25 protein-coding genes are annotated in these 24,827 nt (G+C 69.8%); 18 read left to right on the forward strand and 7 right to left on the reverse strand.

Annotated elements, in window-relative coordinates:
* Positions 1-172 precede the first annotated feature (172 nt).
* Together ABZT04_RS19660 and ABZT04_RS19665 are read right to left on the reverse strand one after the other, a co-directional pair.
* Positions 173-1,009, reverse strand: a complete 837-nt coding sequence (locus ABZT04_RS19660; RefSeq protein ID WP_356057922.1) for an alpha/beta fold hydrolase — start codon at positions 1,007-1,009, stop codon at positions 173-175.
* Positions 1,010-1,117: 108 nt separating this feature from the next.
* On the reverse strand, positions 1,118-1,519 hold the full coding sequence (locus ABZT04_RS19665; RefSeq protein WP_356057923.1) for a nuclear transport factor 2 family protein: 402 nt from the start codon (positions 1,517-1,519) through the stop codon (positions 1,118-1,120).
* Between the two features lie 274 nt (positions 1,520-1,793).
* Here ABZT04_RS19665 and ABZT04_RS19670 point away from each other — a divergent pair, with 274 nt between their 5' ends.
* The 11 genes from ABZT04_RS19670 to ABZT04_RS19720 all read left to right on the forward strand — a co-directional run bounded on the left by ABZT04_RS19670 (position 1,794) and on the right by ABZT04_RS19720 (position 10,352).
* Entirely contained in the window at positions 1,794-2,498 is a 705-nt protein-coding gene (locus ABZT04_RS19670; protein WP_356057924.1) for an HAD-IB family hydrolase, read from the forward strand.
* Positions 2,499-2,526: 28 nt separating this feature from the next.
* The gene (locus tag ABZT04_RS19675; RefSeq protein WP_356057925.1) at positions 2,527-3,477 is read left to right on the forward strand and encodes a DMT family transporter; all 951 of its coding nucleotides are present in this window, start codon (positions 2,527-2,529) and stop codon (positions 3,475-3,477) included.
* 198 nt (positions 3,478-3,675) lie between these two features.
* Positions 3,676-5,019, forward strand: coding sequence for a fatty acid--CoA ligase family protein (locus ABZT04_RS19680; protein WP_356057927.1), 1,344 nt, complete (start codon positions 3,676-3,678; stop codon positions 5,017-5,019).
* Complete coding sequence (locus ABZT04_RS19685; protein WP_356057928.1) at positions 5,016-5,789, forward strand: SDR family oxidoreductase; 774 nt, start codon at positions 5,016-5,018, stop codon at positions 5,787-5,789. Before ABZT04_RS19680 ends, ABZT04_RS19685 begins: the two co-directional genes overlap by 4 nt.
* On the forward strand, positions 5,783-6,055 hold the full coding sequence (locus ABZT04_RS19690) for an acyl carrier protein (RefSeq protein ID WP_356057929.1): 273 nt from the start codon (positions 5,783-5,785) through the stop codon (positions 6,053-6,055). The genes ABZT04_RS19685 and ABZT04_RS19690 overlap by 7 nt, the downstream gene beginning before the upstream one ends.
* Positions 6,056-6,094: 39 nt before the next feature.
* Positions 6,095-6,820: an AfsA-related hotdog domain-containing protein gene (locus ABZT04_RS19695; protein WP_356057931.1), complete on the forward strand. Its 726-nt coding sequence runs from the start codon at positions 6,095-6,097 to the stop codon at positions 6,818-6,820.
* Entirely contained in the window at positions 6,817-7,146 is a 330-nt protein-coding gene (locus ABZT04_RS19700) for a YciI family protein (protein WP_356057933.1), read from the forward strand. The genes ABZT04_RS19695 and ABZT04_RS19700 overlap by 4 nt, the downstream gene beginning before the upstream one ends.
* A gap of 118 nt (positions 7,147-7,264) precedes the next feature.
* The gene (locus ABZT04_RS19705) at positions 7,265-7,888 is read left to right on the forward strand and encodes a hypothetical protein (RefSeq protein ID WP_356057934.1); all 624 of its coding nucleotides are present in this window, start codon (positions 7,265-7,267) and stop codon (positions 7,886-7,888) included.
* 4 nt (positions 7,889-7,892) lie between these two features.
* Positions 7,893-8,744 carry a hypothetical protein gene (locus tag ABZT04_RS19710; RefSeq protein ID WP_356057936.1) on the forward strand — a complete coding sequence of 284 codons (852 nt, stop codon included), beginning with the start codon at positions 7,893-7,895 and terminating at the stop codon, positions 8,742-8,744.
* 83 nt (positions 8,745-8,827) lie between these two features.
* A complete protein-coding gene (locus ABZT04_RS19715) occupies positions 8,828-9,847 on the forward strand; it encodes an aldo/keto reductase (RefSeq protein ID WP_356057937.1) in 1,020 nt (339 codons plus the stop codon).
* Positions 9,848-9,893: 46 nt separating this feature from the next.
* Positions 9,894-10,352, forward strand: a complete 459-nt coding sequence (locus ABZT04_RS19720) for a carboxymuconolactone decarboxylase family protein (RefSeq protein ID WP_356057938.1) — start codon at positions 9,894-9,896, stop codon at positions 10,350-10,352.
* A gap of 8 nt (positions 10,353-10,360) precedes the next feature.
* Here the strand turns inward: ABZT04_RS19720 and ABZT04_RS19725 are convergent, their stop codons facing one another.
* Entirely contained in the window at positions 10,361-11,044 is a 684-nt protein-coding gene (locus ABZT04_RS19725; RefSeq protein WP_356057939.1) for a response regulator transcription factor, read from the reverse strand.
* A 310-nt stretch (positions 11,045-11,354) separates the two neighbouring features.
* Between ABZT04_RS19725 and ABZT04_RS19730 the strand changes: the two genes are divergently transcribed.
* Together ABZT04_RS19730 and ABZT04_RS19735 are read left to right on the forward strand one after the other, a co-directional pair.
* Positions 11,355-15,434 (forward strand): beta-ketoacyl synthase N-terminal-like domain-containing protein, encoded by a 4,080-nt coding sequence (locus ABZT04_RS19730; RefSeq protein WP_356057940.1) that lies wholly within the window; start codon positions 11,355-11,357, stop codon positions 15,432-15,434.
* A gap of 60 nt (positions 15,435-15,494) precedes the next feature.
* A complete protein-coding gene (locus tag ABZT04_RS19735) occupies positions 15,495-16,145 on the forward strand; it encodes a TetR/AcrR family transcriptional regulator (RefSeq protein ID WP_356057942.1) in 651 nt (216 codons plus the stop codon).
* A 291-nt stretch (positions 16,146-16,436) separates the two neighbouring features.
* Here the strand turns inward: ABZT04_RS19735 and ABZT04_RS19740 are convergent, their stop codons facing one another.
* Entirely contained in the window at positions 16,437-17,372 is a 936-nt protein-coding gene (locus ABZT04_RS19740) for a LysR substrate-binding domain-containing protein (RefSeq protein ID WP_356057943.1), read from the reverse strand.
* A 50-nt stretch (positions 17,373-17,422) separates the two neighbouring features.
* Here ABZT04_RS19740 and ABZT04_RS19745 point away from each other — a divergent pair, with 50 nt between their 5' ends.
* A complete protein-coding gene (locus ABZT04_RS19745) occupies positions 17,423-17,998 on the forward strand; it encodes an alpha/beta hydrolase (protein WP_356057944.1) in 576 nt (191 codons plus the stop codon).
* On the opposite strand, the gene ABZT04_RS19750 is transcribed toward ABZT04_RS19745, so the two are convergent.
* Positions 17,976-19,220 (reverse strand): MFS transporter, encoded by a 1,245-nt coding sequence (locus ABZT04_RS19750; protein WP_356057946.1) that lies wholly within the window; start codon positions 19,218-19,220, stop codon positions 17,976-17,978. The two genes, ABZT04_RS19745 and ABZT04_RS19750, sit on opposite strands and share 23 nt — an antisense overlap.
* Before the next feature lie 139 nt (positions 19,221-19,359).
* Here ABZT04_RS19750 and ABZT04_RS19755 point away from each other — a divergent pair, with 139 nt between their 5' ends.
* A complete protein-coding gene (locus ABZT04_RS19755; RefSeq protein WP_356057947.1) occupies positions 19,360-20,289 on the forward strand; it encodes a phytoene/squalene synthase family protein in 930 nt (309 codons plus the stop codon).
* Between the two features lie 37 nt (positions 20,290-20,326).
* Here the strand turns inward: ABZT04_RS19755 and uppS are convergent, their stop codons facing one another.
* A complete protein-coding gene (gene uppS / locus ABZT04_RS19760; protein WP_356057948.1) occupies positions 20,327-21,064 on the reverse strand; it encodes a polyprenyl diphosphate synthase in 738 nt (245 codons plus the stop codon).
* 173 nt (positions 21,065-21,237) lie between these two features.
* Between uppS and ABZT04_RS19765 the strand changes: the two genes are divergently transcribed.
* The 3 genes from ABZT04_RS19765 to ABZT04_RS19775 all read left to right on the forward strand — a co-directional run bounded on the left by ABZT04_RS19765 (position 21,238) and on the right by ABZT04_RS19775 (position 23,888).
* Entirely contained in the window at positions 21,238-22,332 is a 1,095-nt protein-coding gene (locus ABZT04_RS19765; RefSeq protein WP_356057950.1) for a polyprenyl synthetase family protein, read from the forward strand.
* 75 nt (positions 22,333-22,407) lie between these two features.
* Positions 22,408-23,013 carry an ABC transporter ATP-binding protein gene (locus ABZT04_RS19770; RefSeq protein WP_356057951.1) on the forward strand — a complete coding sequence of 202 codons (606 nt, stop codon included), beginning with the start codon at positions 22,408-22,410 and terminating at the stop codon, positions 23,011-23,013.
* 32 nt (positions 23,014-23,045) lie between these two features.
* Complete coding sequence (locus ABZT04_RS19775; protein WP_356057953.1) at positions 23,046-23,888, forward strand: ABC transporter permease; 843 nt, start codon at positions 23,046-23,048, stop codon at positions 23,886-23,888.
* Between the two features lie 129 nt (positions 23,889-24,017).
* Here ABZT04_RS19775 and ABZT04_RS19780 read toward each other — a convergent pair whose 3' ends face one another.
* A complete protein-coding gene (locus ABZT04_RS19780) occupies positions 24,018-24,818 on the reverse strand; it encodes a sugar phosphate isomerase/epimerase family protein (protein WP_356057954.1) in 801 nt (266 codons plus the stop codon).
* Positions 24,819-24,827 lie beyond the last annotated feature (9 nt).

Genomic DNA, 24,827 nt, shown 5'->3' on the forward strand with positions numbered 1-24,827 from the left:
CTTCTGATCGCGAGTGATATATCAACCGAATGATCAACCGAATGCTGAGTGGAAAGCGAATCTACGCGACTGGGCAAGGCATTTCCCTTTCGGCTGGTTCAGCTGACGCTAAAACTAGCCAGGCGATCGGGTCCGGCCATGGCTTCTGCCACCGAAGTGGTAGCGCGTTGGATCAGTAATCCGGGGTCAGCAACCGGGCCAGGCGGTCCGGAGCCTCAAGGCTGATCAGGTGCCGTACACCGGGAATCACCGCGAAGTCGGCGCCCGGGATGTCGCGGGCGATGTCCCGCATCATCGCGGGCGGTGTCGCTGGGTCGTCCCCGCCTGCGATCACCCGGGTGGGCACCTTGATCCCGGACAGGGCGGCCCGGGTGTCGAGACGAGCGAGCGCCCGCCAACTCGCGCACCAGTCGGCGACATCGGTCCGGCGTACGGACTGCCGTGCGTAGCGCACGGGTGCGGGCTCCGCGGCCAGGTAGGCCGGACTGAACCAGCGCTCGAGGGCGGCCGGCAGCTGGGCGCCGACGCCGTGCGTCTCGGCCTCGGCCGCGCGCTGGAGATAGGCGTCCTGCGGGTCGGCGGCGGTGGCCACCAGGTACAGGTCCGTGAGGCGGTTGGGATGGTCGACGGCGAAGGTCTGGGCGATGGCCCCGCCCATGGACAGGCCCACCAGCCCGATCCGCTCGACGCCGAGTTCGTCGAGTAGCCGCACCAGGTCGTCGGCCAGGGCATGCAGGTCCGGCGCGGGGGGCGCGCCCGCCGCACGGCCGTGACCGCGCACGTCGTAGGCGATGATCCGGCGGTCTGCGGGCAGGCGCCCGATGACGGGTGCCCACATCAGGCGATCCAGGCCCAGCGCGTGGACCAGGACCAGCGGGGCCCTGTCCGACGGTCGTTCGGCGGGGCGGTCGAGGAGACGGGTGCTGTGATTCCCGAGGCCCACCTGTCGTTCGGGGAGGCCGTCAGTGGCCGGCTCGGGGTGCGGGACGATAACGGGTGCGAGGTTCAACTGGCCACCTGAGAAGAGGAGTTCAGCTGTCGTGGGGCGCGGCGGTAGGTCCCCGCCCCGCCCCACGGCCGGGGGTGGAGCGGCCCGGAGCGAGCCGAGCCGGTGCGGTCAGCGCAGGGCGTCGACGAGGGCCTGGGTGTCCTCGTAGATGTCGTAGTGGGTGATCAGGCCGTCCTTGACCGTCAGACGCAGGGCGTACGGCGAGGCAAAGAGCTTGCCAGTGGCGCGGCAGCGGTGTTCGAAGTAGCCGGTCACGACCGCGTGCGGCCCCTCGGAGATCACCTGCTCCACCTTGTTGACCTCGGGCTTCATGGTTCCGCCCAGCATTTCGAGGAACTGCCGGATCTCCTGCTTACTGGTACGCCGGCCGGCCCACGGCACGAGTTCGGGGTTGCCGGGGACGAACCAGTCCAGCGTGTCCGGGAGCATGGCCAGCACGCCCTCACGGTCGCCGCTCTGCAGCTTGGCCCAGAACTCCTCGGCGACGGCGCCGGCATTCCGCTGGGACATTTACATCCCTCGCTTTCCGTGAGAAAGGTTTTTTCACGAGTGGGTACGCCAGGACATTAGGTTCGGCACCGCCGGCCGGTCAACGACGCTTTCAGCGTGGCCGAACTGGCATACCTGACCAGAAATATCGGTCCGATCAGCGCCGTTGCCGCGCCGCCGGGCGGTGCCTCGCCGGTTGCTTCTACCACCTTGGTTGCATTTCCGCGCGCCCCGACCGGGCCGGCCAATACCGTCGAGCAGGCCCGGCCACTTCCCGAAGGGATCACATCGCGTCATGCGCACCATCCCCCGAGCCGCCTTCTTCGACGTCGACGAGACGCTCATCGGCGTCAAAAGCATGTTCGACTTCCTGCGGTTCTGGATCCTCCGCAACGGCGGCGACGAGAGCGACTACGAGCATGCGATGGCCACGTTCCGAACCATGTGGTCCGAGGGCGTCCCGCGGCCGGAGGTGAACCGCGCGTACTACCGCCGCTTCGCCGGGGCTCCGTGGACGGAACTCCTGGCCGCCGGTCAGGACTGGTACGACGACTACCGGCGCCGCCCCGATGCCTTCGTGCTGGCGAGCGTGGACGCCCTGCGGCGGCATGTCACCGCGGGCGACACGGTCGTGCTGGTCTCCGGCTCATTCACCGGGTGCCTCGGCCCGCTGGCCCGGGAACTCCGCGCTGACGTGGTGCTCTGCTCCGAACCGCTCGCGGACGCCGAAGGCCGGTTGACCGGCGAGGTGCGACGGCCGATGATCGGCGACGCCAAGACCGACTCGGTGGCCGAGACCCTGGCCCGGCTGGGCGCCGACGCCGCCGAGTGCTCCGGCTACGGCGACCACTCCAGTGATCTCGGGATGCTCCGCCTGCTCGGCCGCCCGCACGTGGTCGGCGGCCACGATCCTGTGCTGGCCGACCACGCGGCGCGGCTGGGCTGGCCGGTACTCCCCGCGGAGACAGGTTCCTTCGCCCAAGCGGCCGTACTGGGCTGACCCACCGTTCCGCGATCTGGAGAACGCCGTGAACAAGAAGATCATCTACCTCATGCTGACCCTGTCGGCGCTGTTCTGGGGTGCCACCTTCAACCTGGTCAACTACTCGGTGCGCTATCTCTCGCCACCGGCCGGGGGTGCGCTGCGGTACTCGGTCGCGAGCGTGGTGGTGCTCGGCCTCCTGGCGGCCAACCGCCGTACCGCGCTGCGGGCGCTGCGGAGCAGCTGGCGCCCCCTCCTGGGCATGGCACTGATCGGTGTCGTGGTCTTCAATGTCCTGTTCTTCTTCGGCATGAAGTACACCTCGCCCACCAACGGCGCGCTCATCCAGGCCACCAACCCCCTGGTGACGGCTCTGATCGCAGGCGTCTGCTACGGCGAGCGCATCAGCCGCGGACACAAGATCGGCACGATGGTGAGCTTCGCCGGCGTCGCGGTCCTGATCCTGAGCGGCTCGGTGCAGCGACTGGAGCCGCCGAACATCGGCGACCTGCTGTGTCTGGGCGCCACCACCTGTCTCGCGCTCTACTCCATCCTGAGTGGCCGGTACATCAAGAACAGCAGCCCCGTCGTCACCACCGGCCTCACCACGATCATGGGCTGCGCCGGCCTCTGGGTGGCCGCGCTGCTGGTCAGCCCGCGGCCGACCCCGCACGTCCTCGCCCATCTTCCGGCCGGTGTGTACGCGGCCCTGACCTTCGTCGGGTTGCTCGCGACCGTGCTGGCGTACGTCTTCTGGAACTACGGAGTGAGCCACATCGGCGTGGCCGACACCGCGGTCTTCTTCCACCTGGTGCCGGTCTTCACCGTCCTCGCCTCGTTCGCCCTGGGCCAGCCGGTGACCCTGCTGCAGATCGGCGCCGGCATCGTGGTCACCCTGGGCGTCTTCGTGTCGTCCCGCGAGATACCCGCACCGCGGACCGTGGCGGCGTCGGTGCCCGTCGAGGCGCCAGACCCCGACGAGCAGCCGGCCACCTGATATCCGAGAGGCCTCCGACAAGGTCCGAGGCTCTTCCGGGCTGTTCCTCCACAACCACGGAGGAACAGCCCTTTTTATTTCCCTCCTTCATTGGGGTACCCAAGCGCGCATAGGAATTGCGGCGCTCTAAATGACCGTTGTTCCATCGGATTCTGCCTCGTAGATTTCCTTTCAGAAACCAACCGTCGGAGGAAACCCGTGGACAGTTCCCCACTGACCGAACTGGAGAAATTCGGCAGCGCCGACGCCATCGTTTTCAACGGCACAGCCCTCAGTTATGCACAGCTCCTGGATCTGGTGGCCGACTGGCGGGTCTTCCTGGACGGGCACCAGGTGCAGGCCGGCGAGGTAGTGACACTGGAGGGCCCGTACTCGCCCGCGTCCTGTGCCGGGCTGCTCGCGCTGATCGAGCGCGGGGCCGTCATCGTGCCGCTCACCGTCCTGCCTGACGCCAAGCGCGACGAGTTCCTGGACGTGGCCGAGGTCGAGACCACGATCGTGCTGGCCCCGGACGGGCAGCGCAGCCTGCTGCGGACCGGCCGCCGGGCCGACCATGAGCTCTACGCGCAGCTGCGCACCGCCGGACGGCCCGGCCTGGTGCTGTTCAGCTCCGGCACGACTGGGCGCAGCAAGGCCTCGGTGCTGGACTTCGTGAAGGTCCTCGGCCGCTACCGGACGGGCGGCAGACCCCGCCGCATCCTGTCCTTCCTGAGCCTCGACCACATCGGCGGAATCAACACCCTGCTGCACACCCTGTGCCAGGGCGGCACCGTGGTCACGGTGCCCGAGCGCACACCGGACACCGTGTTCGCGGCCATCCGGGATCACCGGGTGGACGTGCTGCCGACCACACCCACGTTCCTCAACATGGTGCTGATCGCCGGGGTCGCCGAGCGGTTCGCCACCGATTCCCTGGAGCTGATCACGTACGGCACGGAGCCGATGCCGCTGCGCACCCTCCAGCGGCTGAAGGAACTGCTCCCGACCGTGCGCTTCAAGCAGACGTACGGACTCTCCGAGCTCGGCATCCTGCCGACCAAGTCCCGTAGCGACGACACCCTCTGGGTCAAGCTCGGCAACTCCGGCTTCGACCACAAGATCGTCGACGGAGTGCTGTGGATCCGCTCCGAGATGGCGATGCTCGGCTACCTCAACGCGCCCGCCCCGTTCGACGCCGAAGGCTACTTCAACACCCAGGACATGGTGGAGACGGACGGCGACTGGATCCGCATCCTCGGACGCCGATCGGAGATCATCAACGTGGGCGGGGAGAAGGTGTATCCCAGCGAGGTCGAGAGCGTGATCCTCGATGTCGACAACGTGGCCGAGGTCACCGTGAGCGGCCGTCCCAGCCATGTCACCGGGATGGTGGTCAAGGCGACCGTGCTGCTTGCCGAGGCGGAGGACGAGCGGTCGGTGGCCCGCCGCATCCGCAGCCACTGCGCGGCGAAGCTGGAGCCGTTCAAGGTGCCCGCTGTCGTGGAGGTGTCCACTCGGGCCCAGCACTCCGACCGTTTCAAGAAGGTCAGGAGCGTGGCGTGACCGGCAGCACCGATGCCGCTGGCGCCGACGACCGCTCGGCGGGCCGGCGGGTCGCGGTGGTCAGCGGTGGCAGCCGTGGGCTCGGGGCGCTGCTTGTGGACCGGCTGCTGGCCGACGGCTGGACCGTGGCGACCTTCAGCCGTTCCGTGAGCGAGTTCGTGGAGAAGACCGCCGAGACCGCGCCGGAGCATTTCCTGTGGGACCGGGTCGATCTCACGGACGTCAAGGCGCTGCGCCAGTTCGTCACGGACGTCGCCCGCCGGTTCGGCCGGATCGACCTGTTGGTCAACAACGCGGCGGTGCTGGACGGCCAGCGACTCTTCCTCACGGAGCGGCCCGAACGCATCGCCGCCGGCATCACCGCCAACCTCACCGGCCCCCTCGTGCTCACTCAGGCCTGCGCCCGGGTGATGAGCCTCGGGGGACACGGTCAGATCGTCAGCGTCTCCTCGATCAACGCGATCCGCGGCTACCGCGGCGTCGCGGTGTACGCCGCGGCGAAGGCCGGCCTGGACGGCATGACCCGCGCGCTGGCCCGTGAACTGGGGCCCATGAAGATCCGGGTGAACTCCGTCGTACCGGGGTTCTTCGAGAGCGATCTGACCACCGACGTCACCGACACCAACCGTGAACGCATCCAAAGGCGCACCCCGCTCGGCCGGAGCGCTTCGATCGACGAGATCGCCGACGCCGTCTCGTTCGTCGTCTCACCACAGGCGTCGTTCATCACCGGACAGTCCATCGTCGTCGACGGAGGAATCACATGTTGAGCCATGACACCACCCGGTCCATCGTCCTCGAGGCTGTCGCGGCCCTTCTGGAGGAGGCCGGAGTCGAGCACGGAGACATACGCGGCGACCTGTCGCTGACCGACCTCGGCCTGAGTTCACTGCTGATCGCACGGTTGATCATCCAGCTGGAGATGGAGATCGGCGTGGATCCGTTCGCCGAGGACCTGTTGATATCCGATGTCCGCACCTTCGACGAGTTCGTCGACGCCTACCACTCCGCCCTGTCCCGGTCCATCGCCGTCTGATCGGTCCACCGGACACCGAATTACCAAGGAGAGTCAGAAATGCGGCAGAACGCCGACGCTCGCGCGGTGGTGGGCGATCGCTTCAAGGAGTTCCTCGGGAACGCGGGGACCGTGCCCGTGACCGACCTGCTGGACGCGCTGCGTTCCGGAGACCTCACGGCAGCGCCGCCGATCGTCGTCGGCCAAGGTCTCAGCGCGGACCAACTGCGCGAGCTGCGGGAGCGCACCGGGGCCGACGTTCCCCTGCCGGTGGGGCGCGAGCTGACCCACAAGCACGAGGACAAGAACGTCCTCATCGGGCCCGTGCGATTGGCCGGCCCGGACCTCTACACCGCGCCCCTGCTGCTGGACCAGCGGGTGGAGGTGCTGGAGGACCACCTGACGGGCCAGCACATCCCCGCGGTGACCCTGCTCGAGGCCGCGCGGCAGACTTGGACGGTCGTCATCGAGCAGTTCCTGCCGTCGACCGAGGAGCCGACCCGGTTCGTCATCGGCTCCATCCGCTCGGCCTTCCACAGCTTCGTCTTCCCACTGCCCGCCACGATCGAGTTCCGTCTGGTGCGCCAAGACGCCTCCCCGGTCGGCTCCTCGGTCGACTGCGTGCTGACTGTCCGTCAGGACAGCAGAACCGCAGCGGAGTTCGAGACGACCATCCGGGTCATTCCGGAGGCCGTGGCGGTGAAGCAGGAGTCGATGGCTGCCCGGCAGGCCGTGCGCGCCGCCCTGTCCGAGGCCGCGGTGCCCGCCCCGGCCGCCGCATCGTGACCGCGTCGATCTGGGTCGTCCACTGCGTGGACGGCCCAGGGACAGCGGCGCTGCGCCAGGAGCTGCGGCCGCAGCACTCGCGCCGGCTGCGCGAGGGCGGCCTCGTGCGGCCGCTCCTCTACGGCCCGCTGACCGCGGACGGCACCGAGGACGCGGTCGGCAGCCTCATCGTCGTCGAGGCCCCGGACCGAGAGACCGTCGAGCGGCACTTCGCCGCCGACCCGTTTCGCACGGGCGGGGTGTGGGAGCGGGTCCGTATCGACCGCTTCAGCCCGTCGGAGCGCTCGCCGCTGCGCATGGAGGTGGCCGCACCCCAGGACCGCTGAGCGTCCCCGGACGCCGCGCCCCGCTGCGGCCAGCGCACCACTTCCACATCCCCTTCTTCCCCCTTCTCCCTGCCATCTCTCCCTGCCATCCTTTCGTTCCTGAGGAGTGAGCCTCACCATGTCCACACGTCTGCTGCTCGTCACCGAAGTCCCGGTTCAGGAAGCTGAGTCGGACAGCGCCGTCAAGAACTGGCTGGAGCTGCATGCCCGGTACCAGGACGGGCGCACGCTCTACCGCTCGCTGGAGGACGACGCGCTGCTGGAACTGCGGCCGCTGTCCGGAGACGAGGACCTCAGTCGGTTTCAGCGGGACGCGCGGGAACAGTGGGAGGCCGTCTCGCCCTTCGTGGCGGGTGACTTCCGCCGGCACGTCCACGAGTTCGTGGAGGCGCCCAAGGACTGCGCGGGCGCGCTGCCCGAAACCCCGTACGTCCAGCTTCGCCGGGTGGAAGTGAAGCCGCCGGTCCTGGAGGAGTACCGGGAGTGGCGGAACCGCACCATCTTCGAGACCGTGCGGAACTCCGAGGAGTCCGAGGTGTTCCTCGCCTACCACTCGCTGCTGAGCACCGAGCCCGGCGTGCTGTTCGTAGCCGGCTTCTCGGTGGACCCGGTCCGGCACAACGGCGTCTTCAGGACGCCGGCGTACGAGGCGATCCTCACCGAGGTGCGCGAAAAGTACATCATCCCGCAGGGCGGCGAGGGCGGCCTGTACACCAAGACGTACGCCCGGGTCGAGGCCTGAGACCATGACGACCAGGACGTACGAGCTCAGCCTGACCACCCAGGGGCCGACCTACCCGCCCAGCGAGGTCATGAACGCGGACGGTGACTTCGTCGTCGTCGGCCGGGTCAACCGGCCGGGGCCGGACGGCTCGGTCCGCTCCGAGTGGGGGTCGGCGATCGTCTCCCCCGAGAGCGAACTGCCGCCGCACGGCCAGAACGCGCCATACCGGATCGTGCGCGAGCTGTCGGCCGAACTCTCCCCGGCGGACCGGGACATGGTCCTGTACACGCTGCCCTTGCCACTGCCGTGCAACAACTACCCGATGCTGTTCGCTCCCGACCAGTGCCCGCAGGCGCACCTGGTGCGGCGGCCCAGCTACCCCTTCCACGAGGTGCCGATCCCCGATCTGCGCCCGGAGGACGGCCGCCGGGTCACCGAGCCGGTCACGCTGGGGCAGTGGGCGCAGGCGCAGGGCTGGCTGGAGGTAGCCACGGTGAACGGCGAGCACGACGCGGAATTCCGCTTCGAGTTCTCCGGTCTCATCCCCGACAGCATGTACACCGTGATGTCCCTGCGGGAGAACGACCTGGCCCCCGCCCCCGCCGGACCGTTCCGGCCCGGACCGCTCGGCATCCCCAACGTCTTCCTGGCCGACTCGGCCGGTAAGGGCCACTATCGGGCGACCCTGCCGAACCCGTTCCCGGCTCCCGGTGCCCCCGGCCCGCGACGCATCGTGAACATCGTCCTGCTCTGGATGAGTTACCAGCAGAACTACGGCGGCGCCATCGGCTTCTTCGGTCTCGGCGGCGACATCCACGCCCAGCTCAAGCTGCAGGAGGCGAGTTTCCAGGAGTTCGTCACCACCGCGCGCTGAACCCGTCGGGCACGGGAGCGGTGATCCGCGTCACCGCCCCTGTCCCGCCTCCTACATACCCACCAGGAAGGACAAGTTCGTTCATGGCACCCGAAACGACTTCCCCGGGGCGGCTCGTCGGCCCCGCCCGCCGGCTCGGGGCCGACGGTCCGGCCGTCGGACCGATCGGTCTCGGCTGCATGGGAATGAGCGGCGAGTTCTACGGACCCGCCGACGACGCCCAGTCGGTGCGGGTGATCCACTCGGCGCTCGACTCCGGGGTCACTCTCCTCGACACCGCGGACATGTACGGCAGCGGCCGCAACGAGGAGCTGGTCGGCCGGGCCCTGCGCGGTCGTCGGGACGAGGCCGTCATCGCTACCAAGTTCGGCATCCGGCGGGCCGACGGCCGTCGCTGGAACGACAGCAGCCCGGCCTACGCCCGCGCAGCCTGCGAGGCGTCTCTGCGGCGCCTCGGGGTGGAGGCGATCGACCTGTACTACGTGCACCGCCTCGACACGGTGACCCCGGTCGAGGAGACCGTCGGCGAGCTGGCCCGGCTCGTGCAGGAGGGGAAGGTGCGCCACATCGGGCTCAGCGAGGTCAGCGCGCTCAACCTGCGCCGCGCCCATGCTGTGCACCCGATCGCCGCCGTCCAGAGTGAGTTCTCGCTGTGGACCCGGAACGTCGTCGACGACGGCGTGCTGGCCGCCTGCCGTGAGTTGGGCATCGCACTGGTCGCCTACTCGCCGCTCGGCCGTGGCTTTCTCACCGGTACGGTGCGCAGCACGGACACCCTGCACGAGACCGATTTCCGGCTGGGCAACCCGCGGTTCGCGGAGGGCGGGCTGGAGGCCAACCTCGCTCTGCTGCCCACGCTGGAGAAGGCCGCCGCCGCCCACGGCGTCACGGCGGGTCAGGTCGCCCTGGCCTGGGTGCTTGCCCAAGGCGAGGACATCGTGCCGATTCCCGGCACCCGCCGGCTGCCGTACCTGGAGCAGAACATCGCGGCGGCACGACTCGAACTGACCGCGGAGGACCTGGCCGCCCTCGACCGCGTCTTCGCCCCGGACGCCGTGACGGGCGAGCGTTACCCCGCGCCGATCATGCCGGTCACCCGGTGACGCAGGGCAGCGAAGCGAGCTTCGGACCACAGGAGAGGGGAAGACGATGACCGAGTCCGCCGTCCGCCAGGACGTCCCGCCCACCGTCGGTGCCGCCTCGCCGGGCGTCAGCTCCCGCGAGCGACACGGCGCGGAGGTGATGCGGTCTCTGGGCATCGATCCCGAAGCCGTCGTCGCGGGTGTCGCCCCGCTCGACGAGCGGTTCGGCCACACCATCGTGGAGTACGTCTTCGGCGAGATCGTGGGACGTCCGGAACTGGACCTGCGTACGCGTCAGTTGGCAACGCTCGCGGTGCTGGTCACGCTCGGTGGCTGCGAGCCGCAGCTGGAGCTGCACCTGAAGGCGACACTGCGGGCCGGTGCCGACAGGACCGAAATCATCGCGCTGCTGACGCACGTGGCGGCCTACGCGGGCGTGCCACGCGTGATGAACGCGCTGAACACCGCCAAGCGTGTGCTGCCCCCGGCCGCCGCCGAAGAGGCGGCCGGGGAAATCGGACCCTGACGGCCGCCTCAGCAGCGCACCCCGTCGGGGCCGGATCCGGCCCCGACGGGGGTCCGTCCGGCGTGCGGGACCGTGGGCCGGCTGGACTGCGTCAGGCCTCCGTAAAGCCGCTGCACCGCCTCCAGGCGTGACCGGGCACCGAGCTTCTTGAAGGCGTTGTGCAGGTGCCGCTTCACGGTGTCCTCGGTGATTGCGAGCTTCCGGCTGATCTGGCGGTTGCTGAGCGCCTGTGCGACGAAGCCCATGATCTCGGCCTCGCGCTGGGTAAGGCCCGCGAGCGGTCCCGACACGCTCGCGCTCTCCTGCGCCTCCCCCCGCAGGGCACCCACCAGAACGCTGTACGTGGTCTCCTTCGTCAGACACCGGTACGCCCCCGCCCGGGTCAACGCCCTGAGGAACGAAGGTTCGGCGCAGCGAGTCATGGCGATGAGACGGGTGCTCGGGCTCGAGTCCCTCATCCGCATCACGGTGCGCACCGTCTCGGGCCCGGTCCGCTCCACGTCCAACAGCACGGCATCGGGCCGACTGCGGCCGACGAGTTCCAAGGCGGCCTCTCCGTCGGGCACCTGGCCGATGACCACCAGGTCCTCCTCGTGCGCCAGCAGGGTGCACAGCGCACCGCGCAGCAGTGCGTGCCCTCCCACGGCTATGAATCGGATCTTCGCGTTCACCCAGGAATCCACGGAATCCATACGGTCATCCCCCTTGGCCGCTCGTTCGTGGCCTTCAATAAACCCAGCCCCATTCATGCATTGCAATCCAAGAATAGTTGCAAGTACATACTTGCTCGCAAGGCGATACTGGGGCCGATCCGCCATGAGAAGCACCCACTTGCCCGATTCACTCGGCAAACTTGACGATTCAATGAATATTCCATTGCCATTTCTTGGTCAATATCTGGCACGTGCTTGACCATCCTGACTTCAATCTAAGTGTGACTGGGAACACAAACTTGTTCTCGGGTATATTTTTGAACTTAACCGGGAGTAGGGGGAACCTCGGATGAACCACGCGGTCTGCGCGCAGGACACCGCGATAGCGGTGGTGGGCATGGGATGCCGGTTTGCCGGCGCCGTGGGCGTCGAGGAGTTCTGGACGTCGCTCACCAGCGGAACCGATGCGGTCACCGAGATCCCTGCGGACCGGTTCGACATCACGCCGTACTACGCACCCGAGTCGGGCACCCCCGGTCGTACGGTCTCCCGGCACGGCGGCTTCCTTGACGATGTGTTCCGGTTCGACGCGGCCTTCTTCGGGATCGCGCCGGTTGAGGCGCAGGGGATGGACCCGCAGCAGCGGATCCTGCTCCAGGTCGTCTGGGAGGCTTTCGAGGCGGCCCACATCCTGCCGTCCAGCCTGGCCGGCAGCCGGACCGGAGTCTTCATCGGCCAGGCAACTGCTGAGTACGGAGAGAGCGGGCCGTCGGCCCATGAACGCGACATCCGCGAGGCGACCGGCAGCCGGCTGCGCGCGGTGACGGCGGGACGGGTGTCGTACGCGTTCGACCTGCGCGGCCCCAGCGTCGTCCTCGACACCGCCTGCTCGTCGTCACTGGTCGCGGTGCACGCCGCGCGTCAGAGCCTGCTCTGCGGGGAGAGCGACCTCGCCATCGCGGGCGGTGTGAACGTGATCCTCTCCCCTCACGACGCCATCGCCTACTCGCAGGGAGCGATGCTCTCCCCGACCGGACGGTGCCGCTTCGGCTCCGCCGACGGCGACGGCTTCGTGCGCAGCGAGGGCGTCGGCGTCGTCGTCCTGCAGCGGTTGTCCGACGCGCTGCGCCAGGGCAACCCGGTGCTCGCCCTGCTGCCGGGCAGTGCGGTCACCAACGATGGCCGAGGCAGCGGTCTGCTCCTGAAGCCCTCGGTGGAGGGGCAGGTCCAGATGCTCGCGGAGGCCTGTCGCAGCGCGGGCATCACCCCGGGCCGGCTCGACTACGTGGAGGCGCACGGCACGGGAACGCCGGTCGGGGACAGCGTGGAACTCGAAGCGCTGGCCGTCGCCGTCGCCCAGGAGCGCGGCCCCGGCCGACCGCTGCCCATCGGGTCGGTCAAATCCAACATCGGTCACGCGGAGGCCGCCGCCGGCATCGCGGGCCTGATCAAGTCGGTCCTCGTCACGCACCACGGCGTGATCCCCGCCTCCCTCCACCAGACGGAGCCCCACCGGCTGCTCAGGAACGGCACGTTGCCCGTGGAGCTGGTGCGGGAGAACCGCCCCCTCACCCGGGGCGGTCACCGGGCGCATGTGGGTGTGAGCTGCTTCGGCCTCTCCGGGACCAACGCGCACGTGGTGGTGTCCGAGTACGTCCCCGAGGAAGCCCAGGCCACCGGCGGCCGGTCCGCGAGCCGCGACAGTGACCGACACACCCCCACGCCGAAGGCCGTGCCGGCGCAGACCACCGCAGCGCAGACCAGCACCGGCTCGACCGATGCACCCCACCTGCTGGTGATCAGCGCCAGATCCCGCACGGCCCTGCTCCGGCTCGCCGGTGCCTACGCCGAGCACCTCTCTCCCGGCGGCGCGGGCCACGACAGAGAGCTGCGTGATCTGTGCGCCACCGCGGCGTTGCGCCGTGCGGCACACCCGTACCGGATGTGGGTCGTGGGGACCGACCACGACGACCTGGCCAGCAAGTTGCGCGCGTTGGCCGAGAACCGTCCCGTCGCCCAGGGCGGTATCGGAGAGGCAGGCTACGGGGGGCCGCGCCGGGCGGTCTTCGTCTTCCCCGGGCAGGGCTCGCAGTGGGTCGGCATGGGGCGCGGACTCTACGAACGCTCCCCCGCCTTCCGTACCGCATTGGACGCGTGCGACCGTGCGCTGAGGGCCGAACTCGGTTGGTCGGCGGTGGAGTTCCTGCACACCGTGGAGACGGAGTTCCCCACCGATGTGGAGCGCGTGCAGCCCGTGCTCTGGGCCGTGCAGGTGGCGCTGGCCGCCGCCTGGCGTGAGCGCGGGATCGACCCCGACGTCTGTATCGGCCACAGCATGGGAGAAGTGGCCGCCGCCCACACAGCGGGGGCTCTGTCACTCACGGACGCGGCGGCGGTGATCTCCCGCCGCAGTCGACTGATGCGGCGTACCGCGGGCCGAGGTGCCATGCTGGCCACCGAACTCTCCGGGTCCGACGCGCGCCACATCGTCGCGCAGCACGGCGACGCCGTCTGCGTGGCGGCGGAGAACTCCCCGACGGCGACGGTACTCGCGGGCGCGCCGGACGTCCTGGCCGGCATCGCCCAGGAACTCCAGGAGCGCGGCGTGCTCTGCCGCCCGGTGAAGGTCAACGTCGCCTCGCACTCGCCGTTCATGGACGAGTTGCGCGACGACCTGCTCGCTGAGCTCGCCGACCTGTCTCCAGGAGCCACCACGGTCCCGCTGGTCTCCACGGTGAACGGCACCGCGGTGGCGGGCCCGGAACTCACCGCGTCCTACTGGGCGGACAACCTGCGCCAACCGGTGCTGTTCACCAGCACGGTCGACGTCCTGGCCCGGGCCGAGGACAGTGTGTTCGTCGAGATCAGCCCGCATCCGGTGCTGCTGGCGGCCGTCGAGGAGACGCTGACCGCAGCGGACGGCGGGGCCGTGGTGTCCTCGCTGCGCCGACACTGCCCGGAGGGGCCGGAACTGGCCTGTGCGGTGGGGCGGTTCTTCGCGGCAGGCGGCGTCGTGCACTGGGACCGCTGGTACCGCGGCGGACACCGGCTCGTGGCCCTGCCCGCCTACCCGTGGGACGGCACCGTCTTCCGCCGCCACCCCACGGAGTCGGCTCCGTCCGTTCCAGCCCCGACCCGGGCCGACGAGGTCCCGCTGTCCGCACTGGGGCTGTCCGACTGGAGCGGGGCGGTGCGCCTGCGGGGTGTGGCACCGGTGCCGCCGGTCGTGTACGCCGCCGCGCTGCTCCGGTTCGCCGACGAGATTGAACCGGGGCGAATGGTTGCCCTGCGTGACGCGTCGCTCGGCGATCACCTGGTCGACCTGGCCGACGCCGACGATCTGACGCTGTGCACGACAGTGCACAGCGCCGACGCGGACGGCACACGGTTCGCCATGGTGACCGCCCACAACAGGCGTACGGGGGAACGGGTGACATGCCTGACGGCGCGGCTGAAGCAGCTCGGCACCGGTGAGTGCGCTCCTGCGGCTCCACAGGCCGCGGACGACGCACTCGCGCGCTGCCGGCAGTATGTCCCGGGGGCAGCGTTCCGGGCAGGTGCCGCCCGGTTGGGCATCGAGATCAGCCCGGCGTTCGAGGCGGTGGAACAGCTCTGGCGGCGCGACGGTGAAGCGGTAGCCCGGATGAGGGCCCCCAAAGTGCCTCTGCCCGCCGCCTGGGAGAGCGTACTGCAGCCACTGCTGGCGGCCCGGCCCGCCGCCCGGGGGCTGCCCGGCCGGGACGTCTACGTGCCCGCGGGCTTCGGGAGTGTGGAGCTGTACGCCGACCTGACCGACGAGTTCTGGACCATGTGCTCGCTCACCCCTGTTCCCGGCACGGACCAGGCACGGGGCGAGGTCACCGTGGTCTCCCGCGACGGGAGCACGCTGGCCCGGTTCTCGGACATCCGGCTCAGACGGCTGCGTCTCCGCCCGGTCAGCGGTACCTTCTCAAGCCCCGCGGCGACGCCCGCCCACCGCTGGCTGACGCACGCCTCGCAGCGCGTCGTACGCATCGTGCGGCGGACGAGGCCGACAACAGCGCCGGAACTGTCGTCCGCGCCCCGGCCACAGGGGTCAGTCATGGGCCGAATGCCGTCGGCGGCGGACGATGCCTTGCGGCAGGGCGGGCGGAAAGGCCCGGGTGAGCAGACGGAACAGGCGGGACGGACCGGGCACGGCGCGCTACGCACACGAGCGGCGGCGCTCCTCGGCATGGAGTCCGCCCACCTCGACGGACGGCGGTGTCTGCGGGATTTCGGGCTTGATTCCCTGATGGCGGTGCGGTTGTCGCAACAGTTGCGCCTCGAATGCGGCATCGACGTCTCTGCGGGGTGGCTGCTCGGAAACGACACCCTCGAAGCGATGGAGGCGAGCCTGGCGCTCGGCGCCCTGCCGACCAACAGTGGGAATCCCGCTGCCACATACTAGACTTCAGGTCATACATGTACGCCGGTTTAACTCTTCCTGAGGAAACACCAGGAGACCTCTATGTCGACGCACCCGCCAGAGACAACGACGTCACTGAGCCGTCGCGAGCGGAACAAACAGAAAGTAAGGGAGCGCCTCTACACCAATGCCCTGACGCTGTTCGCCGAGCAGGGCTACGACAACACCACGATCGACGAGATCGCCGAGCGTGCCGACGTCGCTCGCGGCACTTTCTTCAACTACTTCCAGCGCAAGGAAGACCTGATCAGTGCCTGGGGTGAATACCGGCGCCGCACACTCGAAGAGGCCATGACGGAACATGATCCGCTTTGGGGCACGGACACGGTAAGTCGGCTCAGGCGTTGCATGGCCATCCTGGCCAAAATGAACATGGACGAGCGCCACGTGGCCGTACCCCTGCTCAACGCCTGGGTCAAGGCCGGGCGCCCGCTGTCGGAGACGCCGTACGTCGCGCAGATCTTCACCAGCATCATCGAGGCCGGACAAGAAGAGGGAAGCCTGTCCAGCGAGGTGTCCGCCCGCCACGCCGGATACGTCCTGCGGGACGTCTACCTCGGCGCCCTGTACCGCTGGAGCGGGGACACCGGCGCCGATGTATCACCATCGCTCGGCGGGGAACTCCAGTCCACGCTCACCCTGCTCTTCGACGGCCTCTCAGCGGGCAACCGGAGGGCAGACGGCACTTCGTAGTCCGGGCCCGCCAGGTGGTGTCCGCCCGCCTGACTTCTCGCTCCCGCGACGCGTGAGGGAAGGTCCCGCGGGCGCTGCCGGACCCGGCCGGTCTCCTCCCAGCACGGCGTCGACCGGTTCGTAAGGGATGACTTGCGTCAACTCGCCCAGCCCGCCCGGGGCGTAGCCCTCTGCGGCGACCGTGCTGGTACGGGTGAGGGTGAGGGTGGCCGGGTTCACCGCACCGGCGGTCACCGCGACTTCGACGTCCGGGGCCCCGGGCGCGGCACGTCAGTCCGGCTGCCCGTGTCCTCAGCCGAGCAGTGCCTCCCCTGAGGCCAGCAGCTGATCCCGCACCACCTCCAGCACCGCATCCCCCTCCGACCCCGCCCGTACCGCCGCGAACACGTTCCGTACCGCCGGTTCCCCCTCTGTCTCCAGCACCACCACCCGGCGGCGCACGTACAACTCCCGCACCAGGCGCGGAATCAACGCCACCCCCTGCCCCGCTTCGACCAGCGCGGCCAGCGCACCCCAGTCGCTCACCGCGTGCCGTACGTCCGGCGTGAACCCGGCCGCCGCGCACACCGACCGGGCCACGGCACCGCAACAACTCTCCGCAGCCCCGATGATCCACGCGTCCCGCGCCAACTCCCGCAGCCACACCGGCCCTTGGCCGACGAGCCGATGGCCGGCGGGTACGACGAGATCCAGCACATCGGTGAACAGGTCCTCCCTGCTGTACCGGTCGTCCGTGTGCGGCGGCGCCTTCGCGAAGTCCACCGCCACCGCCACATCGACCTGCCCGGAGTCGAGCGCGGTGAACAGGTCCGGCGGCTCGGCCTCCACCACGTCCACCCGCACCTGCGGCAGCCGTTCCCCCAGACCTCGCAGCACCGCGGGCAGAAGCCCGAGAATCCCGCTGGAGAAACAGCCCACGGTCACCGACCCGCGCCCGCCCTCCCCGTACGCCGCCAAGTCGGCGCGCGCCTGCTCCAGTTGGGCGGCGATGGCATCGGCGTGCGCCAGCAGCACCCGGGCCTGACCGGTCAGCCGTACGCCCCGCCCCTCGCGTTCGGTGAGCGGAACCCCCGCCTCCCGGGCCAGGGCCGCCAGTTGCTGCGAAACCGCCGAGGGGGTCAGCCGCAGGGCCTCCGCCGTCCTCGCCAGGCTGCCCCGGCGCTGGAGTTCCCGCAGGACGGCCAGGCGCCGTAGGTCGATCGTGAAGGTTCCGCTTACCTGTTCCACCCCAAAAGATTAACTTGATCGACAGGGTGGGACGCGGCGAGGATCGGCACATGACCGCCTACCTCATCCTCCACGGCTGGCAGAACCACCGCCCGAAGGACCACTGGCAGCACTGGCTCACCGACCGGCTCCGAGCTCTCGGCCACGACGTCGACTATCCGCAACTGCCCGATGCCGACGACCCCGACCTGGAGATGTGGCTCGCCGAACTGCGCCGCCGGCTCGACCTTGCCGGGCCGTCGGTCGTCGTCGCGCACAGCGCCTCCGTCCTGCTGTGGCTGCACGCCGTCGCGCGCGGGGTGGTCGGGGACGGCGACGTCGACCGGGTGCTGCTGGTCGCACCGCCGTCCGCCTCCGTCGTCGTAGGGCATCCCGAGATCGCCGAATTCGCCCTGCCCGAGGGAGTGTTGACGCTCCCCGGGGTGACCCGGCTGGTTGCCGGCGACGACGACCCGTACTGCCCGGAAGGCGCCGGGACCGTGTACGGCGACCCGTACGGCATCCCCACCGAGATCATCCCGGGCGCGGGGCACCTCGACCTGGACGCGGGGTACGGTCCCTGGCCCGCCGTACTGGAGTGGTGCCTGGACGAGACGACGAAGCTCACGGCTCGACCGTCGGCGTAGCGGGTTCGGCCGCCCGCAGCTCGGGTGTGCTCGCGCCCACGGTCAGTATCGCCAGCACGCACAACAACCCGCCGCTGACCATGGCCGTCGCCCCGGAGCTCGCGCCCGCGACCAAACCGCCGCGCAGATTGCCGAGGTTGGGGCCCGCCTGGCCGACGATCTGTTCGGCGGCGGAGACCCGGCCCAGCAGGGCGTCCGGGGTGTGGGTCTGGACGATCGTGCTGCGGGAGACCACCGAGCAGGCGTCGGCCCCACCGGCGAGGGCGAGGCAGCCGAGGCCCGCCCACGGGTTCGTCATCAGGCCGAAGGCCGCCAACGCGGCGCCCCAGGTGCTCGCGCCGAGCAGCATCACCAGGCCGGGGCGGCCGAGCCGGGTGACCGCGCCGGAGAACGCGGACGCGGTGATGCCGCCCACCGAGATCGCCGAGAGGAACAGACCCAGGGTGCGTGGACTGCCGCCGAAACGCTCGGAGTTGATCAGCGGGAAGAGGCTGACCGGCATCGCCAGCACGGTGGCCGCCAGGTCGGTGAGCAGTGCGCCGCGCACCACCCGATGGCCGGCCAGGAAGCGCAGGCCGTCCAGGATGCCGTGCAGTCCGGCCCGCGAAGGCTCGCCCTCGGGCGGCAGCGCGGGCAGGCCGAAGGCACCGTAGAAGGCGATCAGGAAGGTGAGCGCGTCGACGAGATAGCAGGCGCCGATGCCCGCCCAGCCGATCAGCAGGCCGCCGAACGCGGGGCCGACGAGCATCATCGTGGTGAAGGACATCGTGTTGAGCGCGAGGCCCGCCGCGACCTGGTCCTTCGGCAGCAGCCGGGGTATGAACACACCCGACGCCGGGCCGCCCACCGCGCCGAACCCGGACTGCGCGGCGATCAGCGCGAGCACACCGAGCACCGGGACATGACCGGTGAACCCCTGGACGGCCAGCAGCAGCGAACAGACCGCCTGCGCCACCGTGTTGAAGAGGAAGATGCGCCGCCGGTCCCCGCGGTCCACCCACGAACCGGCGAACAGACCGACGACCACCAAGGGCACCGCGCTCGCCAGCCCGACCCCACCGGTCCAGACCGTGCTGCGGGTCATGTCCCAGACCTGGTACATGACGGTCACCATGGTCATGAACGAGCCGAGCACGGACACGGTCCGCCCGATCAGCAGACGCCGGAACACCGGCGAGGTCCGCAGCGGCCGGATGTCGATCAACGTGCGGGTGAGGCTCATGATCGGGACGGGGGCACGACGGGGCGGCGGAGAGCGGGGCGCGGGGGCATCGGAGCACCTTATAAGAGAGGGGAGTGACCCGGGTCGGGCAGCGGCGTTGCCATGAGGCAGGCGTTGCTGACCGAAGGGCGGATACCGAATGCTGGGTGACCGGAGTGCTCTGGACCGGGCCGGGATCACTGATCCGGTGCTGCGGGAGGCGTACCGGTTGTGCGGCCGGTTGCTGCTGGCCTTCGACGGGCGTGCTGACTGGGCGGGTACGTTGCTGCTGCCCCCGGACAAGCGACCGCACATCTGGGCCGTTTACGCGGTTGCCCGGTGGGCGGATCAGTTGCTGGACAGCGGGGACCCCCAAGCGCGCGCCGACCGGTACGAGGTGTGGCGTCAGCGGATGCTCACGGATCTGCGTCGCGGCCAGTGCACCGATCCCCTGGGGCAGGCGTTCGCCCACACAGCGGAGGTGTACGCGTTCGATCTCGATGACGTCGAGACGATGCTGGACGGGTGGCTCGCGGATCTGGAGGTGCGCGAGTACGCCACCTGGCAGGAGCTTCGCGAGTACGCCGAGGGGATCTGCGGGTCGTTCGGACGCATGGTTCTGCGGGTGATGGAGCCGACCCACGCCCGAGCCGACCAGGCCATGGACGAGCTTGGCGTGGCCCTGCAGCTCGCCAACATCGTGCGGGATGTCGCGGAGGACCTCCGCCGGGGTTGGATCTACCTGCCGGCCGAGGACCTCCGGCGTTTCGGCGTGACCCATGACGAGCTGCGCGCGGCCCGGCCCACGCCTCGACTGCGCGGTCTGATCCGCTTCGAGGTGCAGCGCGCCCGTGAGTTGTTCGCCCGCGGGGTGGAGGTCGCCGAGCTGGTTCATCCCCGTTGCGAACCGTTCGTGTGGGCGGTCGTCGAGCACTACCGTGTCATGCTGACCCAGGTCGAACGGCAGGGTTACGACGTCTTCACCCGCCCGACGGCTCTGGGTACGCGAGGGCTCGCCTCGTTCGCCTTCCAGGTGGGGGCCCGGTCGTGGCCGAGGACGGTGCGGGGGGCGGCGGCCACCCGGTGGTGAGCGGCCCGGGATCCTGGACCGTCGGAATCCGGGGCTGTCACTGCCCGTAGCGGCGGCTGCGGGACGCGAAGTGGGCGAGCGCCCGCTCGAAATGGTACTCGTCGAACCCCGGCCAGCCCGTCTCGCAGAAGTACAGCTCGCTGTAGATGGACTGCCAGGTCATGAAGTCGGACAGACGTTGTTCGCCGGAGGGCCGGATGATGAGGTCCGGGTCGGGAAGCCCGCCGGTGTAGAGATGCCGGGCGAGCATGTCCTGAGTGAGCCCGGCCTGCGCCTGCGTGATGCCCTCCGGGGTGGACAGCAGCACTCGCAGGGACTGGAGGATCTCCTCGCGTCCGCTGTACGCGAGGGCGATGTTCACCGTCGGCCCGCTCACCGCGTGAGTGGGGTCCACCGTGTCCCGTAGCTGCCGCACGATCCGGTCGTCGAGCAGATCGATCCGGCCGATCAGCCGGATTCGCCAGCGGGTCTCCCGGGCGAGCTGCCGCAGCGTCACGGCCACCGCCCGCAGGCTGGCGGCGACGGAGTCGTCCTCGCGCCGAAGGTTGTCCAGGGACACCGCGTACAGCGTCACGACGTCGATTCCCGCGGCGTCGCACCAGCCGAGGAACTGCCGGGCCCGGTCGCCTCCCCGCAGGTATCCCCAGGCGCAGTCGCGGCCCTCGGCTCTGGCCCAGCGGCGGTTCCCGTCCAGGATGACGGCGATGTGCCCGGGCACCGGGCCGCTGCGGTCGCCGGGCCGTGGTGTGCTCCGGCGGCTGGAACCAGTCGTCATGGAGCGTCATCGTAGGAGCGGCGATCAGTGATCAACCGCGACGCGCCCGCCCCGTACGAGGGGCGCGCGGGGGCGCGCGGAAGCGTAGGCCGCGGCATGTTCCACGGCGATGGCAGTCTGGCCACCGACCTCCCCGAGGAACACGAGATGACGGAAAGACGGCCTGATCGCAGATGAACAGCAGTGCTCACACCGCCTTGCAGCGTGCCGCCGGTCACCAGCGGCGATTCGACGCGGCCTTCGAGAAGTACTTCGCCGAGCTCGCCGACGACATGGGCGGCTCGCGGCTGGGTCGCTTCACGCCCCGGTGTCTGCACCTGCTGGCGGAGTTGTCGCTGCGCGGCGGGAAGCGGATCCGGGTCGCCCTGCTCTACGAGGCGGCCCGCCTCGTCACGGCGGCGGAGGAGCCGGAGGCCGAGGTCCCGGGGCTGCTGGAGGCCGCGCTGAGTCTCGAACTCCTCCACAGCCACGCGCTCATCCTTGACGACATCATCGATGACTCGCCCTTGCGCCGTGGCGGCCCCTCGACGTACTACGCGCTGCGCGAGGACCTTCCTCAGAACCCGCAGACCGCGCTGGGACTGGCCATGATGACCGGTGATCTCGCCGGTTTCCTGGCCCTGCGCGAGCTGTTCCGGGCCGACCTCCCCGCCGATCGCAGACAGGCCATGATCGACGTACAACTCGGCGTGACGACGGACACCGTCATCGGCCAGATCCTCGACCTCGAACGCGACGTCACCCCGTCCGCCCACGAGGCACTGCTGGAGACGGTGTACGAATACAAGACCACCCGCTACTCCATCCTCGCCCCCCTGCGCCTGGGCCTGCTGGCCGCGGGCGAGGAGCCGGCCGAGCACGAGGAGAGCCTGCGCCGCTACGCCGGCCTGGCCGGCCTCGGCGGCCAACTGCGTGACGACTACCTCGACCTCTTCGGCGACCCGGACATCACCGGCAAGCCCCTCGGCGCCGACCTGCGGGCCGGCCGCGTCACCCACCTGGTCCGTGACCTGCTCGCCGCCACGGACGGGGACGACCACGCCACCGTCAGGTCCGCTCTCGGGAACCCCGACCGCACCGAGCGGACGATCGACCGTATCCGCGACATCGCCTACCGCCACGAGGTGCACACCCGCCTGCAGTCGGCCATCGACCGGCATGCCGAGGCCGCCTCCGCCGAGGCCGCGACCTGGCGCCGGCACTGGCGCGAGGACGCCGTCGCCGTCTTCGAGCAACTGCCCGCGTGGAACACCCGAAGGACCCGGTAGCCCCCGTGTCCGCCCTTGACCGCCGAGCGTTGAAGACGCGGCGGATCAAAGGAAGTGGACCAAGGAGGACGGACGTTGGAAGTACGGGGCCTACGGCACGCCTACGGCCGGCGCGACGTCCTGCGCGGCATCGACCTGGACCTGCGGCCGGGCCGGCTGTCCGGGATCGTCGGCGAGAACGGCGCCGGCAAGTCGACGCTGCTGAAGATCCTTGCCGGTGAACTGCGGGCACGGGCCGGAACCGTCCACTACCCGGGCCGCTTCGGCTACTGCCCGCAGGACGTGGTCCTCAACGACGCCCTCACCGTCCGCCAGCACCTGCGGTACTTCAAGGCGGCCTTCCAACTGCCCGACCTGAAGCGCGCGGAGGAGGTGATGGACGTCCTTCACTTCTCCCAGTACGCCGACGAACGCGCCGCAGTGCTCAGCGGCGGCACCCGGCAGAAGCTGAACCTGACCCTGGCGCTCATGCACGATCCCCAGGTCCTGCTGCTCGACGAGCCCTACCAGGGTTTCGACTGGGACACCTACCAGCGCTTCTGGGACCTGGCCGCCCGCCTTCGCGACGCCGGCCGCTCCGTCCTGGTCGTCTCCCACCTGGCCTACGACATTGAACGCCTCGATGAGCTCTGGCACTTGGAGGGCGGCGTCCTGCGCCCGTACGAAACGGCGACGGCATGAGCGGCATGAACTCGATGAACTCCATGAGCTCCATGAGACGACACCTGACCCTGTACGCGACCGCCGCCCGTTACGACCTGGTCGAGCACAGCCGAAACCGTTTCGCCATGCTGCTGATCGTCGTCTACATCCCGCTGTGGATCTCGCTCGCCTACGTCTCCATTCCGGACCGGCCCGCGCCACTCCATCTGCGCTCCACCGGAGAGCATCTGGCACCGGCCGGCAACGAACTCACCCAGATCACCGGCGCCATCATGGCGGTCACCCTGATCACGGGCTTCATGATGTTCGCCGCCACGTTCACCGGCCATCGCTTCGACCGCCGCCTGGCGATGGCCGGTTACCCCCGTTTCCACCTCGTCACCGCCAAGGCCACCTCCCTCACCCTCACCTCCGCGTTCGTCGCCGTCTACGCCACCGCCGTCACCCGCTTCTTCTGGACGCCCGAACAGCCCCTCCAGCTCGCCGCCGCCCTGTTCTGCGCCGCCCTGACCTACGGGGCGATCGGCGTCATCCTCGGATCCGTCCTGCACCGCGAGGTCGAGGGTATGTTCGCCCTGGTCATGATCAGCGTCCTCGACGACCTCCTGCCCAACCCCATGTGGAGCTCCGGGGCCGACAGCTCCTTCATCCGCTTCCTGCCGACCTACGGCACCTCCCAGGCCGCCACCGCCGCGGGCTTCTCCCTCACCCCGACCCCGGCCCACCTCGCCCTCGAACTCGTGTGGTTCACGGGCGCGACCCTCCTGGCCCTGCTCACCTTCCACCACCGCACGCGCAACGCCCATTCCAAGATGCGGCGGTCCGGGGGCGACGCGGTGACGTCGGCACACCTCAGCAGGCCGGTTGCCACCGAGCCCGAAAACCTGCACTGAAGTGCCTGGCCGCCGAAGGCATACGGGCGGCCCCCGCGCACCGGCGGCGGGCAACTCGGCCGGCAGCGGCAGGTCATCCCCGAGCCGAAGCCCAGTTCCCAGCAACCCCACCCCCGCCCACGATGTGATTCAGGCAGAGTCGTTGAGCAGCCGCGCCAGATGATCGTGGCCGGCGGCCAGCAGGCCGTCCAGCGGCGCGGCGGCCTCGTACCACCGCTTCTCGTACTCCCAGCACAGCCAGCCGTCCCACCCGTGCCGGGCCAGCACCTCCACGCACTCGGCGAGCGGCAGCACACCCGCCCCGAGCGGCAGCGGGGTCGTGTCCTCGGCCGACGCGATGTCCTTGACCTGCACATACCCGAGATACGGGCCCAGCGCGGCGAACGTCTCCGACGGCTGCTCGCCGCCCAGCCAGGTGTGCATCACATCCCACAGGGCGCCCACATTCCGGTGCCCGACCGGGCCGAGCACACGGAGCGCGTCCGCGCCGGTCCGGTGCGAGTCGTGCGTCTCCAGCAGGATCCGTACGCCGAGGTCGGCACCCCACTCCGCCGCCGTACCGAGCCGCCGCGCGGCCGCGGCATCGGCCTCCGCCTCGGACTGCTCGGTGCCGCCACCGGGAAAGACCCGCACGAAGGGCGCGCCCAAGTCCCGTGCCAGCTCCAGGAGTTCACGAACCTCCGCGAGGACGTCGTCGTCGTCCCCCGGCGCGGCCACCCGCGCATACCCGGCCAGGCCCAGGACTTCGACCCCGGCCGCCTTGAACCCGGCGACCACGTCGGCCCGTTGGGCGGCGTCGATACCGGGGTGCACGGGCTCCTCCGGATGCGCGCGCAACTCGACGCCGTGATAGCCGTGCGTGACGGCGAGGTCCAGTACGGCGGGCAGGGGGAGCCCGGGGACACCGAGGGTGGAGAACGCGAACTTCATGGTCAAAAC

It is taken from the genome of Streptomyces sp. NPDC005492 (assembly GCF_040605995.1).
Taxonomy (GTDB): domain Bacteria; phylum Actinomycetota; class Actinomycetes; order Streptomycetales; family Streptomycetaceae; genus Streptomyces.